Here is a 14,979-nt window from a genome sequence, read left to right on the forward strand (position 1 = left end):
GGGAATATTTTAGGGCAGGGCTTATCTGTCTTGTCTGATAAAATTGTCTTCTTTGAGGTGTCGTGATCTGAAGCTTATATTTTAAGGATGTTGGATATATTGGCGATGGATGTTGATGGGTGTGCTTTTGTCTAATCAGAAATCAACCACAAGATTGCTTTTTGTTTTTTCGGCTGGAGCTCTCTAAAGTTTTTCAAAAGGGCGTGTTCTTTTTCGCTGTATGTGTCTTGATCGTGGTGTAAGAGAGTTTCTTTTGTGGGAATATCTGCTGTTAAAAGGTCCGCATAAAAAAAGTTCATAGGAACCTCTAGTTTTTTAGCAATTTCGAGCAAACACCCCGCGCTTACACGATTTAAACCTTTTTCATATTTCTGGATTTGTTGAAAACTGACACCTAAATAGCTTCCTAATTCCTTTTGAGAAAGTCCCATTGAAATGCGTCTGTGACGGATTCTTTTACCTATTGAAATGTCATTGAAATGTGAATTTTTAGTTTGCACTTCAAGCTCCCCTCCGGTTGCGAGCGCCCTCGCATGAGTATTCCGGGAGTTTGAAAGCACTGAGCTCAGCCAGCCTTTTGCTTTTAGTGCTGACAAGCACTTGGACATAGCAAAAGCTCCCGGAATTCCGGGATATCCGCAAAGCGGGATAAATTTATGTACTGAGCGTTCGGGCTTTCAAATCCCTATTTGACCGTTGCGTGGACGATCAAAAACACAGAACTATCAATAAAGTAGTTTCAGAAGATTGGCAAGAAAATTAAAATATTTGGAAAATGAGAGCATTCTTTGTATCTTAAAAATTATCTCATTATCTTCTTATACTGTCAAAATAGGATTGCTTGGGGGCGGTAATCTGATGTCAGTAGGGGGGTGGGGCAGAGACTGGATTATAGTTTAAAACCGGTGGGGGGGGAAGCTTTATCCAGCAGAGGAAAATTTGCTTTTTGAAGTTGAATTGTAGACCAGAGCTTATCTGGCGTGTTTGATGAAACATCATTCTTTGAAGTGTGGGATAGCCATATAAAATAATCAGCAGGGGAATCTGATAGACGAGAAATCAGATTGTTAACAGACCAGTGTTTACAAAGTGGAGCGGGGTGGTGGTTTGGGAGTTTCATTTGGCTTTGTTCTGTAATAATGTAAAAGCGTAAAAATGGTGATCTGTAAAAATGGAGATCCGTAAAAACGGAGCAGAGAATTTGTGCTTTGTGGGTGTTTTTTACCTTTTAGTATGTGTCCCATTTTTTTAAAATTGCTGGTTGCTTTTGAGGTTTTGGTTTCTCTTTAGTTGGAAGGATCATGATGATGGTAGATGAACATTGTCTTCCCTTACGTCGAAGAGGGCGGAAAAAAGGGTCTTTGAATAAAACAACAAAGCGATTTAATGAAGCTCTTCTGACTGCGGCGGAGCAGGCTGGCTATCACTATGGTGAAGATGGGCTGGTGTCTTATCTTCAATATCATGCTCTGAATAATCCTGTACCGTTTTTTTCGCTTCTTGCAAAAGTGTTGCCTCTTCAGGGGACTGGAGAAGGGCAGGTTAAAACAGTTTCGCGTATTGAGATTGTACCAGTGAATGCAAAAAATAGCGAACCGGAGAAGCATGATATCTCGGCGACGGAGGTTTGTGATATTGAAAAATGTTAGGCTGAGGTGGATGATGCGGGGTGATGTCTTGCAAGGGGGGCTGCTTTGGTGATTGCTTGTCTTGAGGGGATTGAAGCGGAGGCTATCTTGCTTGTAGGCGCTCGTGATACTTGGCTTGGGTGAATGATGCCTGAGAGCCATGTGTTGGAGGAGATTTGGTGCAGGATGTTTGTGTGGTGGATATGGGACAGTGTTTTGATGGGTGAAGGGCGTGAAACTTGAGAGAAGTATTATGCTTGCGGGATGCATGTGTTTTGGTGGGGGTATCGGGGATAGACAAGTGTGAGGATTGGGGAAGCTTGAGAGGCATGATATTGGAGGATGTTGGGCTTTGGATATGCTTGAGAGCCATGTGCTGAGGCTATGATTTGGTGGGGGGATGCTGTGCTTGTGGTTGGGGGATGACAGGCGCGGTGTTTGAGGGGCGGTTTGGGGGGGGGGAATAGGGACCCTTGTGATTTAAGGACCCTTGGGGGCGCATATCGTGTATATGCGGGGTCCAAAGTGGTTGAAGGGGGGGCTTCATGCAAAAAAGTGAAATTCATTGAGTATTAGGATGAAGGAAGGTAAAGCGCTGCTTTTGAGAAGGGCGTTTTGCGTTCAATTGCTCTTTTCTTTCAATTGTTCTGGGAGAATTAAACTTGGGATAAGCAAAAGGGTGAAGCGCAATTATTGCTAAAGTATGAAAATTTATAATGAAAATTGTTCAGAAAATTTCTCAAAAAATGGAGCAGAAAACGGCTCAAGTGGCTCTTATTCCAAAGCTTATTCCTGTTTTTACTGGAAAAGCAGATGTGCGAGCCGCTTGGGGAGGACGGGGTTCTGGAAAAACACGTTCTTTTGCTTTGATGTCGGCTGTTGTGGGATATCGCCATGGAATGGCTGGAGAACGCGGGATTATTCTTTGTGCAAGGCAATTTCAAAATTCTCTCAATGAAAGTTCTTTGGAAGAAATTAAACGCGCTATCGAATCTTACCCTTTTTTACAAGACTATTATGAAATCGGCGATAAATATATTAAGTCAAAAGATGGACGGATTGTCTATGTGTTTGCTGGGCTTGATCGCAATATCGCAAGTATTAAATCAATGGGGCGCGTTTTCCTTTGTTGGGTCGATGAAGCGGAGCCGGTCACTGAGACTGCTTGGCAAACACTTATTCCAACTTTGCGCGAAGAAGGAAAAGATTGGAATGCAGAATTATGGGTCACATGGAATCCGTGCCATGAAAATGCACCCGTGGAAAAACGTTTCCGAAATGTCGATAATCCTCATATCAAAGGGGCAGAAATTAATTGGCGTGATAATCCGCAATTTCCTGAAAAACTCAATCGTGATCGAATGGACGATTTGCAGCAAAGACCAGAGCAGTATAACCATATTTGGGAAGGCGAATATCTTCAAGCTGTCCAAGGGGCTTATTATCAGAAATGTCTTCTCGAAGCCGAAATGGAAGGGCGGATTACCACCGTTCCACGTGATCCTTTGATGCAGGTGAGAATCTTTTGGGATATCGGGGGAACAGGAGCAAAGGCTGATGCTACCGCATTGTGGGTTGCGCAATTTGTTGGACGGGAAATTCGAGTGCTCGATTATTATGAAGCCCAAGGACAGCCTCTCTCAGAGCATGTGGGCTGGGTCTTTCAAAGGGGATATGAAAAGGCTCTCATGGTTTTGCCTCATGATGGCGCAACAAAAGATCGTGTTTATAATGTGAGTTTTGAAAGTGCACTTCAACAAGCCGGTTTTCAAACTAAAGTGATCCCTAATCAAGGAACAGGCGCTGTGAAAATGCGTATCGAAGCCGTAAGGCGGTTGTTTCCTGCACTATGGTTTAATCGTGAAACGACATGTGCGGGTAGAAAAGCGCTTGCTTGGTATCATGAAAAGCGCGACGAACAGCGCAATATCGGACTAGGCGCTGAACATGATTGGGCTAGCCATGGGGCCGATGCCTTTGGACTGATGTGTGTGGCTTATGAACAGCCAAATGCTAGAGCGCGAAAAAATACCTATCGCTCGTTTCACCATTCTCAAACGTCATGGATGGCTTTTTAATGAATATTTCTACAGATTCTACTTTTAATCAAATCGAAACGCTTGAAAATCAAGCACTTTTTAAAAAACTCGTGGAGTGGTATCAGGATGATATTGCCCATGTCGAAAAATGGCGAAAAAATGCCCAAGAAGATTACGATTTTTATAATGGACGGCAATGGAATGAGCAAGACTTGGCTGTCTTGCACGAACAAAACAGACCGGTTATGACTTTTAACCGTATTGCGCCTTTAATTAATGCCGTGATTGGGGCTGAGCGCAATAATAAAAGGCAAGTTCAATTTATTCCACGACAAGAAGGAGCAGCCTTTGCAAACCAGATTTTGACAGGGGCGGCTGAGTGGTTTCGTGATGAAGCCGATGGGGAATACGAAGATTCCGATGCCTTTCAAGATGCAATTATTTGCGGAATGGGGTGGACAGATACACGCCTTGATTATGAAGAAGATCCACAAGGAAAACCAATCATTGCGCGGCTCGACCCTATGAAAATGGTGTGGGATGCAAGTGCTGTTAAGCCTAATCTTATTGATGCACAACGCTTGTGGTATATTGATGAAAAACCCCTTGCTGTGGCTGAAGAAATGTTTCCCAATGTTCATTGGAGTGATCTTAATGCTGATTGGGTTAAACATCAGAGTTTTTCACATTCAACCAGCAATGGGATGACACAAAGTTATCAGTCCGAGAGGGGATATCAGGGAGAGTGGGAAGAGGGAGGGACCTATCAACGTCCTAAAATGGTGACATTGGTAGAATGTCGTTGGTTTGAACGCGAGGTGATTTATAAAGTTCTCGAGCCTCAAAGTGGAAAGTTTATCGATTATTCAGAGCAAGATTTCCAAAATTTAAGTAAAACCTTTCCGCATGTTCAAGCAACAAGGTTGAACAGAAAAATTGTCAAAAGGGCATTTTTAGGCAGAAAGCTGCTTGAAGCGCCTGATAAGCCCTTGGTTCCACCCAATCAATTGGGATGGGAGTGTATTACCGGTACTTTTGATAAGTTAAGCCGGCACTTTTACGGACTTGTGCGCCCTACAAAAGATCCACAACGGTGGGCAAACAAATATTTTAGTCAAGTGATGCATTTGCTCAATAGCCAATCAAAAGGCGGAATTATGGCAGAGCGCGATGCTTTTGATGATGATCGACAAGCCGTCGAGAGTTGGGCTAGAGCTGATAGTATTACTTGGTTGAAAAGTGGTTCTGTGTCTGGGGGAAGAATTCAGCCTAAACCCGTGGCACAATTTCCGCAAGGGTTTTTCCAATTGTTTAATGAAGCAAAGAGCGCACTTGAACAGGTGACGGGGTTGTCTTCTGAATTTATTGGGACCCGAGCTGTCAATCAGCCTGGCGTTCTTGAACAACAACGGCGACAATCGTCACTTAATCTTTTGGCTTCCTTTTTTGATGGGTTGCGTCGATATCGGCAACGACAGGGGAAAATTATTCTCTATCTTATTCAAAATTATCTGTCCGATGGGCGGCTGGTTCGTATTGCTGGTGATGAAAATGCCCAGTATGTGCCGCTGACACGCGAAATGGTGACAAGCTTGGAATATGATATTGTCGTGGATGATGCGCCAACAAGTCTTAATGAAAAAGAGCGTACTTTTGCACTGATCATGCAATTGCTTCCTTTGATGCAAAATTTTGCAACGCCTGAAATTATGCTCGATCTCTTACGCTATTCGCCTTTACCGGCTTCACTTATTCATAAAATTGCGATAAAGGCGCAAAACTCTTTTCAAGAAGAGCAAAATGCCTCAGCGCAGATGGGGGGTAATATGGGAACAGAGCAGATAATGCAGATGTTGCAGACAGTAAAGGCTCAACAATAGGATGCTTTATGATGCGCTCTCTTGGATGAATTTCATCTATCAGAAGTTGCTTATCTAAACAATGTCCATAGTTTACCCATGTTGCTTATGTCGTGCAATGTCGCCTCTCTTTATCTCAGAAGAGCTGTTGTGTTGAGCCGTAGTGTTGGTGTTGGGAAACATCTTTAATAGAGTCTTGCTGTCACGGCGGGGATATGGTGGGAGGTGTTTTGCTGTCATGGTGGGGGAGCCATGTGAGGAGAATGCTGGAGCCTAAGTGATGATGGGTAAGTATTAAGGGGACAAATGCTTATGGGGCTGTTTTATCTGAAAAATTTGATTTTATTGTTTTAAAAAAGAGAAGGCTAATGTCATGGATCAAGAACACTTAACGCCAGCAGAACAAAACCAATTGAAACAGGATTATCTACTCTCAACACAAGAGGGAGAAGACGGTGAAATTGGAAGAGAAGAAAAAACTCTTGAAGATAATTTCCAAGGGCAAATGCATCAAAAACAGGACTCTTCGCAAAAGGCTGGAAAAGAAGTTCAAGGGGGAGAAGATGGTCCGCCAGATCCGCAAAAAGACTTTATGGGCTATATGCAATGGTTGGGAAAAACACTCCAAAAACAAGGGCTTTTACATGAAAAACAACAACCTTCTCTGGCTCGCGAAGCAGAACAGTTGCATGCGTTTTTTCAGCAGTCTGTTGCAAGTGTTAAACAAAAGCATCATGATTTTGATCAAGCCGCTGATTTTATTTATGAAACGCGGGCTAAACAGTTGGCAGCTTGTGCTTCTCTCTATCCTGAGATGGCCGATCCCAAAAATATTGATGCGTTGATTGGTGATGAGTTGAAACAGATCTTGCGCGATTGTGCGCAAAAAAATCAAAATCCGGCTGAAGTGATTTACTCTATTGCACAAAAAATTGGCTACACAAATGTTCCCAATAACATGGATGAAAATTTACAGGAAAGACACAATTCTGCACGTACACTTGCTGCTTATAACGGCTTGACGCCAAATGGGCCGATTTCTTTGGAGATGCTTGATAAAATGTCAGAAGCAGAGTTTAGCGCTTGGGTTTCTGATCCTAAAAATAAAGCTTCTTTTAATCGCTTAATGGGGGGAAGAGAATTTTAAAAAACAAGAATGTGGCAAGTGTTTTTTGCAGGAACGTGGAGAGGCTTTTAGCGCAGGAATGTGGGGGATTTCTCAAAGCACGGATGTGGTGAGGAGAGCTCTTATAAGGGGGAGGCAGACGCTAACAGAAATTAGATAAAACTCACGAACAACCTATTCACCATTTGAAATGAAATGTGGTGTTTTAATAACCGGCGCTTTGCCGGGTTTTTTATGTCAATAAAACTTTTAGAGGACAAAATGACTGTAACTTATATCGGACTTAATGACCCAATGGCAGTGCGCACATGGTCTAAATTACTAAACCAAGAAGTCTCAAAAGCACTTCCGATTGCACCGCTGATTGGAAATGATTCAAACAGTATCGTACAATTAAAAGATGAAACCACGAAAGCAAGTGGGGATGCTATTAGCTTTAATTTGCGTGTGCAGTTGCTAGGCGATGGGGTGAGCGAAGGGCAGACATTGGAAGGCAATGAAGAAGCTTTACAGTTTCTCAATGATCGTTTGGCAATTAATGAACTCGTTCATGCTGTGCGTGTCAAAAATGAGGGAACGATTGATCAACAACGAATTCTCCATGATTTGCGTACTGAGGCAAAAAATGGTTTGGTTGATTGGTATGCAGATCGTCTGAGTATGATGTTCTTCATTCAAGTGTGTGGATATACTGCAAAAGCTATTAACTTTGAGGGACGTACGATTAATCTTAAACCTGTCCATTATGGGTTTAATGCACCAACGGCACCAACCGATAAACGCGTCGTGCGCCCTAATGGAAAAACAAAAGATGAAGATTTAAAATCAAACGATGTTTTTGATCTTAAGCTCATTGATAAAGCTGTTGAACGGGCTAAATTGGCAAATCCTAAAATTAGACCCGTGCGGATCGATGGGGAAAATGTCTATGTGCTTTATCTTCATCCAACCCAAGTGACACAATTGCGAACCAACACAGATGCGGGGCAATGGCTCGATATTACCAAGGCAATCTATAGTGGAAGTCGTATCAAAAATCCGCTCTATGATGGATCTTTGGGCATGTATAATGGTGTGGTTTTACGCGAAGCTGAACATATTACCGAAGGGGTCGAATCTGGGACGGCAAATAAAGCTGTACCAAATGTGCGTCGTGCTGTTCTCCTTGGTGCGCAGAGTGCTGTGATTGCTTTTGGTAAAGATCGAGGAGCAACACGCTATAAATTGGTGGAAGAACTCTTCGACTATGAAAGAGAATTCGGGGTCGCGGCAAAAACCATTATTGGTATGAAAAAAACTTGCTTTACCTTGCCAGGAAGTACGCAAGGGGCTCAGGATTTTGGCACTATCGTCATCCCAACTTATGGAGCACCCGCTTAAAGCGAATGTTTGCTCACTTCCCCCAACAAGAGGGATCTGTTGGGGGAAAAATTTAAAATGCTTCCAGAAACAAGGACAGGCTTATGACCACTTTATCCACTGATCCCCAAAATCTAAACCTTACACATTCAGACCATTCTAAAACTTTTGCTTATATGGTCGCCCTTATTCAAGATGAAATTGATGATACAACAGCGGAATATTCTCTGCAAATTCAAGATTCAATTTTTACGGCTTTGCGTTTGTGTGAACGCGAACCCTTTTTCTTTAATGAAAAAAGAGAAAGGACGTTTAAAACACAAAGTGGTAAAACATGGTATGGGCAAGAAGAGGGAGTTTTTATTGAATCAGAAAAGAGTTTGGAGGGCGTCTTTTTAGCAACAAAGAATGCAACACCAACAAAGTTGTTCTTTAAGCCCTTGGAAGTGTTGCATCAACAATATGGTATGAATCCTGCGCTAGGAACGCCATTCTTTTATACGTGCCTTGATCAAAAAATAGGACTCTTTCCAACACCAGAACATGTGGAAACTGTACAGCTTTCTTATGCTCCTGTTCATTTTGCCGATGAACAACTAAAAGAGGATGATAATCCTTGGTTGATTTATGCTTTTGATCTTATTAAAGCACGGGCAAAATATGAACTTTATAAAAATATTCTTAAAGATCCTGAATATGCCGCCGTTTCTTTCAGAGATTTTCAAGAACAGCTTCAAGCTTTGCGTATTGAAACATCGCGCCAAAAAGGTTCTTCAAAGATTCGCCCAATGCGTTTTTAAAAGGCTTTGTTCCAAATCGTTGATGGCTGGTTTGTCCCTTATGGTTGGATGAGCGCTGGGGATTGATGGTGAAGGGCTGGTGGATGGCGCTGGGTATGCCATTATTTATGGTATCGTTCTTTCGATGCGTTGGTCAACTTAAGGTTGTGTGTTTTGTTGGATTTTATGCCTTTAGAGTTTTAAGGGCTTTTGTGGTTTCAATCAGTAAGCTTTGGTGTTTTGAATGGTACTAGGCTCTTCAAAGATTTATGGAGAGTTTAAAGGCTTTTTCCCAGTTGTTGGGGTGATTGCGGGCGGTTGATTTTGGTCGGGCGCTGGTGGATGGCGCTGGGTATGCCATTATTTATGGTATCTTTTTTTCGATGCGTTGGTCAACTTAAGGTTGTGTATTTTGTTGAATTTTATGCCTTTAGAGTTTTAAGGGCTTTTGTGGTTTTTTATCAATAAGCCTCGGTGTTTTGAATGGCACTAGGCTCTTCAAAGATTTTATGGGGGTCTTGATGGCTTTTTTCCCAATCGCTGATTATCGACCCGATGTGGCGGATATCAATGGAATTTTTACCGATGAACTTGTTAATGTGCTACCGGCTGATGGCTCCTATATCCCTATGCCAAGTTTTGAACCTTTATCAGAGCCTTGTCCTGAGCCAATTTTAGGCGCTCTTGCGGTTAAAACAAAAAATGGGGTTTCCATTATTGTTGGGACAAGAGAAAAAATCTTCTTGCTTGATAATACAACAATGAACTGGAAAGATATTAGCCAAAAAGGAAAATCTTATCTGGCTAATATCGATGCTCCGTGGTCTTTTGCTTTGTTTGGTGATTTTATCATTGCGGTGAATGCCAATGATAAACCACAAGTGATTGATATTAATCATGATAAAAGATTTAGAAATTTAGGAGGAAATCCACCACAAGCAGGGATTGTTCGAATCTGGGGAGATTTCGTTTGTTTGATGAAATTAACCGAGCATCCAAGACGGGTTCATTGGTCTGGATTAAATGATGCTGAATTTTGGACCGTGGGGAAAAAAAGTTGCGATTATCAAGATTTTCCTGATGGCGGATTTGTTCAAGGGGCAACGGAGACAACAAATCCAATTATCTTTATGCGTTCTGCAATCTATGCCGGTTCTTTTATCCCTGGCTCTAAGATTATTTTTAGTTTCCAAAAAATACACGATAAAAGAGGCGCAAAAAATGCTGAATCAATTGTTTGTCGCGGTGATTTAGCATTCTTTGCCGATGAGGGCGGTTTTTATCAAATAACAAATGATGGACAGATTATCCCCATTGGGTTCGAAAAAGTCGATCGAACGATGACCGCAAAATCAAGGCAGGATAATTTGTATACCATGTCTGCGGCTATCGATGGGGTGTATAATCGTGTTTATTGGATGGTTGATTCTGATGAGAATCTTCATAAACGTATCTTGCTCATTTATGATTGGGGATTGCAAAAATGGACAAAAGCTCTCGTCGATATCAAAATGATATTGCCTATTTTCTTAGCCGGAACAACCCTAGAAGGTCTTGATTTTGTGACTAAGAATATTGATAATTTGTCCTTTTCTCTCGATAGTAAAGTTTGGAAAAATGAATCGCCTATTCTGGGGGCATTTGATCAACAGGGCAGACTTGGTTCGTTTTCTGGTTCTCCTATGGCTTGTGTGGTGACATCACAAGAAATGGGGCAGACAAATGGCATGATAACACGGGTGAAAAATATTATGCCTCAAGTCAATAGTGGAAAGTTTTATTTGTCTGTGGGAATGCGCTTTCGACAATCTCTTGAAGAGGAAACTGTTTGGTTGCCAGAAAAACAGCCCTCTTATAATACGGGACAAATTCATTGTCGCGCAAGGGCACGGTTTTATCGCTTTAAATTGCGCATTCCTGAAGGGGTGAATTGGACTCATGTCACCGGATTTGATGTGGAATTGACGCGGGCCGGCATGCGATAGGCATGCCCTTTTGTAATACCATGCGATAGGATCACGCCCCTATTATTAAAGAATAAATGCTCATAGACCAAAGCCTTTATAAACAAAGGAACAAGGTGGTGCGTCATGCTTCATGCTTCATGCTTTTCTGCGATAAAGGAAAAATAGTCTGCACAATGGCTTATTTTTATAAAGAAGAAGTTTCCTTTTTGTTGTGACAAAGAGATGATGGGGCTTTTTTTCTTTTATTGTGCGGGGGGCATGGAACATGAGAAATGCGTAGGGGGATGTTCTTTAAGGGGAGATGAGTGATAAAGCTAAAAGAGCCAAAGTTATGATGCAAGAGAGTCAAGATTTATATTCTGCTCATTTGACAGAGCAGTGGCCATGGGAAAAAATAGCGCCCTATCAAGAGGCTCTCAATGCTGCATTGAGAAAATATGCTCGGCGCTTTCCTGATGATGTTTGTCTGGAAAAAATTGCTGAAGAAATCGTTACAGGACAAGCACAATTGTGGCTGGTCTTAAAAAATAAAATCCAATTTAGTGCTTTTGCAATCACCAAAGTTGAAAGTGCCCATACGGGAAAAAAATGCGTCGTTCTCTCTGATCTTGCTGGAGAGGGAGGGCTGAAATTGGTCAAGTTGATTGATGAAGTCGAAAAATGGGCGCGAACAATTAATGCTGAAGAAATGCACATGTTTGGAAGAACTGGATGGGCGAAAAAGCTCGCTCATCACGGATATTCTCGTAATCTTATTCAATATAGAAAGGTTCTCAAGTCATGAGTAGAAAAACCACACCTCAAGTGCAGACAACAACACAAACAAATGCTCCACCTGCTTGGGCGGCTGATATTTTTAAACAAGCCAGTGCTGATGCACTTGGACTTTATAATAAAGGGATTGGCGGAAACGTTTATCAGGGAGACAGAGTCGCTGGTCTTAGCGATATGACAAAAAATGCTCTGACCGGTTTACAACAAGCAGCAGGGCTCTATAACAATCCAACGGTAACGCAATGGTTGAATGCACCAACCAACAGCGCTACAAATCTTTCCGGTATGGCTAAGGGAAGCTGGATTGGAAGCAATAGTAAATTTAATACTGCATTGCAAAATGCTCTGAATAAAACTTCCGATGCAATTAATCAATCAATGTCTGGGGCAGGACGTTATGGCTCTGGGGCTCATACCGGTGTGCTGGCCGATGAGCTAGGCGCCTTGGCAACAAATGCTGCAGCGCAGCAATATAATCAAGATATTAACAATATGATGAGTGCAAACCAGATGATTGATCGCTCTCAGAATGATCAGGTTAATGCGGCAAATAGCTATTATCAAGGACAGAGTAACGTGCAAAGCAATGCTTTGAAAGGGGGCATGATTCAAGATGTAAATCGTCAAAATATCTTAGATGCTGAACGCCAAAAATGGTCAGAAAAAGATAATCAAGATTGGAACCGATTGCAAAGCTTGTTACAGGTCGGGACTCAGGCTGCTGGAAATTACGGAACGACTTCCGGAAAATCCACGACAATGCCTTCTGTGACAAAAGATCCATTGCGTGATGCGCAGCAAGTGCTTGGATTGGTCGGCGGAATTTTAGGGCTTTGTGATGTGAGGGCAAAAGAAAATATTATCCCTGTGGGGCAGAAAAAGGGATATCCACTTTATACCTTTAATTATAAAGGAAATCCACAACGTTATCAGGGCGTTATGGCGCAAGACGTGTTGCGTGTGAAGCCGGAAGCTGTTTATGTCAATGCAAAAACAAAATTATTGCATGTTGATTATGACAAAATAGGACTGAAAATGGAGAAAATGAAAGAGGAGAAAATACCGGCATCTAAAAATAAAATTGCGGCTTTCTTTTCTTCATTTTTTGCTCGTTTTCCCTTTTTGAATAAAGAGTATCTTCTATGAGTTCGATTTATGATTGGTCAATTATCGCATCAGAAAATGCTTATGCCGACGAGAGTATAAACTGGGCAGAAGGGCAACCTCCAAGCACAGTTAATGATAGTGCTCGCGCTATGATGCAACGCATCAAAGAATATTTGTTGGATAATGGGGGCGGGATTGAAACACAGTTTACTGTTGATGTGAAGAACGAGAGGACATCACTTCGTTTGGCGACAAAGTCTTTTTTTGAGACTTATATGGATGGCATTGTTGTGCGCTTCAAAGCACAAGGCGCCAACAGAGGAATAACAAATGTTTCTTTAAATCAATTACTTCCACGACCAACTTATATGGCAACGCCAGAGGGTATTATGCCTTTAAAGGGCGGAGAAATTCAAAAAGGGGGGCTTTATGAGATCGTCTATACGCGTGATATTGCCGGAAAAAATGCTGATGGCTGGTTTTTAACCAATCCTACTATAAAACTTCCTGAAATTCCGCCCTTTCCTCCTTTACCGGAAACGTTTTCTTCTGGATTTATCGGGACTTTTGCTACAGAAAAAATACCCTCTGGATGGTTACTGTGTGATGGTAAAGAATATTCGCGAAGGAGCTATGCCAATCTCTTTGCTGTTCTGGGAGAAACATGGGGAAAAGGAGACGGGAGAACAACATTCAATGTTCCCGATTTGCGTGGAATGTTTTTACGGGGGCTCGATAGTGGAAAAGCAATTGATAAAGGACGTCGCTTGGGAAGTCGACAAGAAGAGTCTTTTAAATCTCATACCCATGAAGGAAAAACAGATTCAACAGGCAAACACCAGCATAGTTATCCAATGATTGACAAGGTAGTTTGGGATATGAATCACGGTGAATATAATAGAAGTCTGGCTCAAGTCTACAATAAAGATCGGTTAACGAAGGCTGCAGGAGAGCATGAACATAAGGTCTTGTTGCAAAAAACAGGGGGTGATGAAACACGCCCTGTCAATATGGCGGTGATTTATGCTGTCAAAGCCTGAGAATGAAAGCTTTGAGAAAGATAAAAATGATTGCAAAATATCTGTTATGAGAAAAAGTCTTATAGAATATATTGTGCAGAAAGTTTTGAGGCGCTTTAGAAAAAACTCAACTCTCTTTATTATTTTATTTTTTGTGCTGCCTTTGTTGGATGTGTAACGGTCAGTTTGCCTATTGTTCTTTAGAGGATCAAGACAGTGATTATTGAAGGTAGGGGTAAAAGAGAACAAAAAAACTTTCTTTATTCATAGAGTTTTTGCTGAGGAATAAAGACTTTATCCAAAATGCTTCTCTCTTGTGGTATCGTGATACATTATTAAAGCGTTGGGTTTAAAGCGCTGGGTTTAAGGTGCTGGTGGGCGATGACAAAAAGCCCATGGATAAAATTTTATCTTGTTATGCCGTAAAACATCGTCATTAAAACACTATTATTGAAGCTGGTGATATAAGGAAAATAAGATATACAATACTTGATCCATTTAAGTATTGAAGAGACATCTATTCAGTGGAGGGCTTGCTTGGTTAAACCTTATGCCAATGAATCATATAAATGATTAGCAGACGGAATCCTTTCAGAGTAGTTGAATTGTTTACAAACCGATAGGGGCTAAAATCTTCGTCCTTTGAGGTGGTGGGAAGAGGTCAACGGATATGTCTATTTAAAGTGAGGAAAGGCAAAATGGTTCTCTCCTTCTTTTGGGAGTGTATGTAAAAAGCGTTTATTCTTTCAAAATGGGCGCTTTGTTGGCTAGAGCAGATTGGCGATGCGTTACATGGTGAGGCATTGAACTCTCTTAGATGGCATTTTGTGCTTATCAGGCAACTTCTTGAAACAGAATGAGAGTGATACGAGAAAATCTGTAAGACAATAGTTTATCCTGTTGTGTCGTAAAATACTATTGTTTGAGGTGCGGTTAAAATTTTATGCATGGGATGCATTCCAAGGTGCATTTGATGAGGGAAGCCAAGCCAAATCCGTTAGATAATAAGCCAGATTGTTTACAGATTGTTGTTTATCGATTGGCATTATTTAAAGACCGGTGGGGGTGGCTTTGTCCTTTTGGGGAAAGTCAACAAAGCATGCAAGGTGACATGTATTTTTCTTTGGTTTCAGGTGGTAAAATCATCATTTTAGGTGGAAAACAGAATATAATCTAAAAAAATACCTTGTAAAAATTTTCGATGAAGAAATTTTTTTCAAAAGCCTTTCACATAGTTGTCTGAGATTGTCTGAGATTGTCTGAGATTGTCTGAGATTGTCTGAGATTGTCTGAGATTGTCTGAGATTGTCTGAGATTGTCTG

The 14,979-nt window shown here is 41.5% G+C and carries 12 protein-coding genes; 11 read left to right on the forward strand and 1 reads right to left on the reverse strand.

All coding sequences use genetic code 11. The annotated features are described in order from the left end of the window. Nucleotides 1-131 precede the first annotated feature (131 nt). On the reverse strand, nucleotides 132-500 hold the full coding sequence (locus ACFIKG_RS06235; protein WP_375651942.1) for a helix-turn-helix domain-containing protein: 369 nt from the start codon (nucleotides 498-500) through the stop codon (nucleotides 132-134). Between the two features lie 807 nt (nucleotides 501-1,307). Here ACFIKG_RS06235 and ACFIKG_RS06240 point away from each other — a divergent pair. From ACFIKG_RS06240 to ACFIKG_RS06290, 11 genes are all read left to right on the forward strand, one after another. Beyond that, nucleotides 1,308-1,649 carry a hypothetical protein gene (locus ACFIKG_RS06240; RefSeq protein ID WP_375651932.1) on the forward strand — a complete coding sequence of 114 codons (342 nt, stop codon included), beginning with the start codon at nucleotides 1,308-1,310 and terminating at the stop codon, nucleotides 1,647-1,649. Nucleotides 1,650-2,344: 695 nt separating this feature from the next. Next, nucleotides 2,345-3,706, forward strand: coding sequence for a PBSX family phage terminase large subunit (locus ACFIKG_RS06245; RefSeq protein WP_375651933.1), 1,362 nt, complete (start codon nucleotides 2,345-2,347; stop codon nucleotides 3,704-3,706). Beyond that, nucleotides 3,706-5,547 (forward strand): portal protein, encoded by a 1,842-nt coding sequence (locus tag ACFIKG_RS06250; protein ID WP_375651934.1) that lies wholly within the window; start codon nucleotides 3,706-3,708, stop codon nucleotides 5,545-5,547. The genes ACFIKG_RS06245 and ACFIKG_RS06250 overlap by 1 nt, the downstream gene beginning before the upstream one ends. Before the next feature lie 352 nt (nucleotides 5,548-5,899). Further along, nucleotides 5,900-6,673 carry a hypothetical protein gene (locus ACFIKG_RS06255; protein WP_375625387.1) on the forward strand — a complete coding sequence of 258 codons (774 nt, stop codon included), beginning with the start codon at nucleotides 5,900-5,902 and terminating at the stop codon, nucleotides 6,671-6,673. A 240-nt stretch (nucleotides 6,674-6,913) separates the two neighbouring features. After that, a complete protein-coding gene (locus ACFIKG_RS06260) occupies nucleotides 6,914-8,032 on the forward strand; it encodes a N4-gp56 family major capsid protein (RefSeq protein WP_375625388.1) in 1,119 nt (372 codons plus the stop codon). 83 nt (nucleotides 8,033-8,115) lie between these two features. Next, the gene (locus ACFIKG_RS06265; RefSeq protein ID WP_375625389.1) at nucleotides 8,116-8,811 is read left to right on the forward strand and encodes a hypothetical protein; all 696 of its coding nucleotides are present in this window, start codon (nucleotides 8,116-8,118) and stop codon (nucleotides 8,809-8,811) included. Between the two features lie 500 nt (nucleotides 8,812-9,311). After that, nucleotides 9,312-10,775, forward strand: coding sequence for a hypothetical protein (locus ACFIKG_RS06270; RefSeq protein WP_375626327.1), 1,464 nt, complete (start codon nucleotides 9,312-9,314; stop codon nucleotides 10,773-10,775). Nucleotides 10,776-11,058: 283 nt separating this feature from the next. Then, complete coding sequence (locus ACFIKG_RS06275) at nucleotides 11,059-11,541, forward strand: hypothetical protein (protein ID WP_375626325.1); 483 nt, start codon at nucleotides 11,059-11,061, stop codon at nucleotides 11,539-11,541. After that, complete coding sequence (locus ACFIKG_RS06280; RefSeq protein WP_375651935.1) at nucleotides 11,538-12,677, forward strand: tail fiber domain-containing protein; 1,140 nt, start codon at nucleotides 11,538-11,540, stop codon at nucleotides 12,675-12,677. Before ACFIKG_RS06275 ends, ACFIKG_RS06280 begins: the two co-directional genes overlap by 4 nt. After that, nucleotides 12,674-13,678, forward strand: a complete 1,005-nt coding sequence (locus ACFIKG_RS06285; RefSeq protein WP_375651936.1) for a phage tail protein — start codon at nucleotides 12,674-12,676, stop codon at nucleotides 13,676-13,678. Before ACFIKG_RS06280 ends, ACFIKG_RS06285 begins: the two co-directional genes overlap by 4 nt. 952 nt (nucleotides 13,679-14,630) lie before the next feature. Further along, complete coding sequence (locus ACFIKG_RS06290) at nucleotides 14,631-14,834, forward strand: hypothetical protein (RefSeq protein ID WP_375626319.1); 204 nt, start codon at nucleotides 14,631-14,633, stop codon at nucleotides 14,832-14,834. Nucleotides 14,835-14,979: the final 145 nt, after the last annotated feature.

The organism is Bartonella sp. LB28NMGDW (assembly GCF_042194435.1).
GTDB lineage: Bacteria > Pseudomonadota > Alphaproteobacteria > Rhizobiales > Rhizobiaceae > Bartonella > Bartonella grahamii.

Excerpts from the sequence above, each read along its gene's own strand:
- ACFIKG_RS06240 (WP_375651932.1), top strand. The coding sequence starts at position 1,308 with ATGGTAGATGAACATTGTCTTCCCTTACGTCGAAGAGGGCGGAAAAAA.
- ACFIKG_RS06245 (WP_375651933.1), top strand. The coding sequence starts at position 2,345 with ATGAAAATTGTTCAGAAAATTTCTCAAAAAATGGAGCAGAAAACGGCT.
- ACFIKG_RS06250 (WP_375651934.1), top strand. The coding sequence starts at position 3,706 with ATGAATATTTCTACAGATTCTACTTTTAATCAAATCGAAACGCTTGAA.
- ACFIKG_RS06255 (WP_375625387.1), top strand. The coding sequence starts at position 5,900 with ATGGATCAAGAACACTTAACGCCAGCAGAACAAAACCAATTGAAACAG.
- ACFIKG_RS06260 (WP_375625388.1), top strand. The coding sequence starts at position 6,914 with ATGACTGTAACTTATATCGGACTTAATGACCCAATGGCAGTGCGCACA.
- ACFIKG_RS06265 (WP_375625389.1), top strand. The coding sequence starts at position 8,116 with ATGACCACTTTATCCACTGATCCCCAAAATCTAAACCTTACACATTCA.
- ACFIKG_RS06270 (WP_375626327.1), top strand. The coding sequence starts at position 9,312 with ATGGCTTTTTTCCCAATCGCTGATTATCGACCCGATGTGGCGGATATC.
- ACFIKG_RS06275 (WP_375626325.1), top strand. The coding sequence starts at position 11,059 with ATGAGTGATAAAGCTAAAAGAGCCAAAGTTATGATGCAAGAGAGTCAA.
- ACFIKG_RS06280 (WP_375651935.1), top strand. The coding sequence starts at position 11,538 with ATGAGTAGAAAAACCACACCTCAAGTGCAGACAACAACACAAACAAAT.
- ACFIKG_RS06285 (WP_375651936.1), top strand. The coding sequence starts at position 12,674 with ATGAGTTCGATTTATGATTGGTCAATTATCGCATCAGAAAATGCTTAT.
- ACFIKG_RS06290 (WP_375626319.1), top strand. The coding sequence starts at position 14,631 with ATGAGGGAAGCCAAGCCAAATCCGTTAGATAATAAGCCAGATTGTTTA.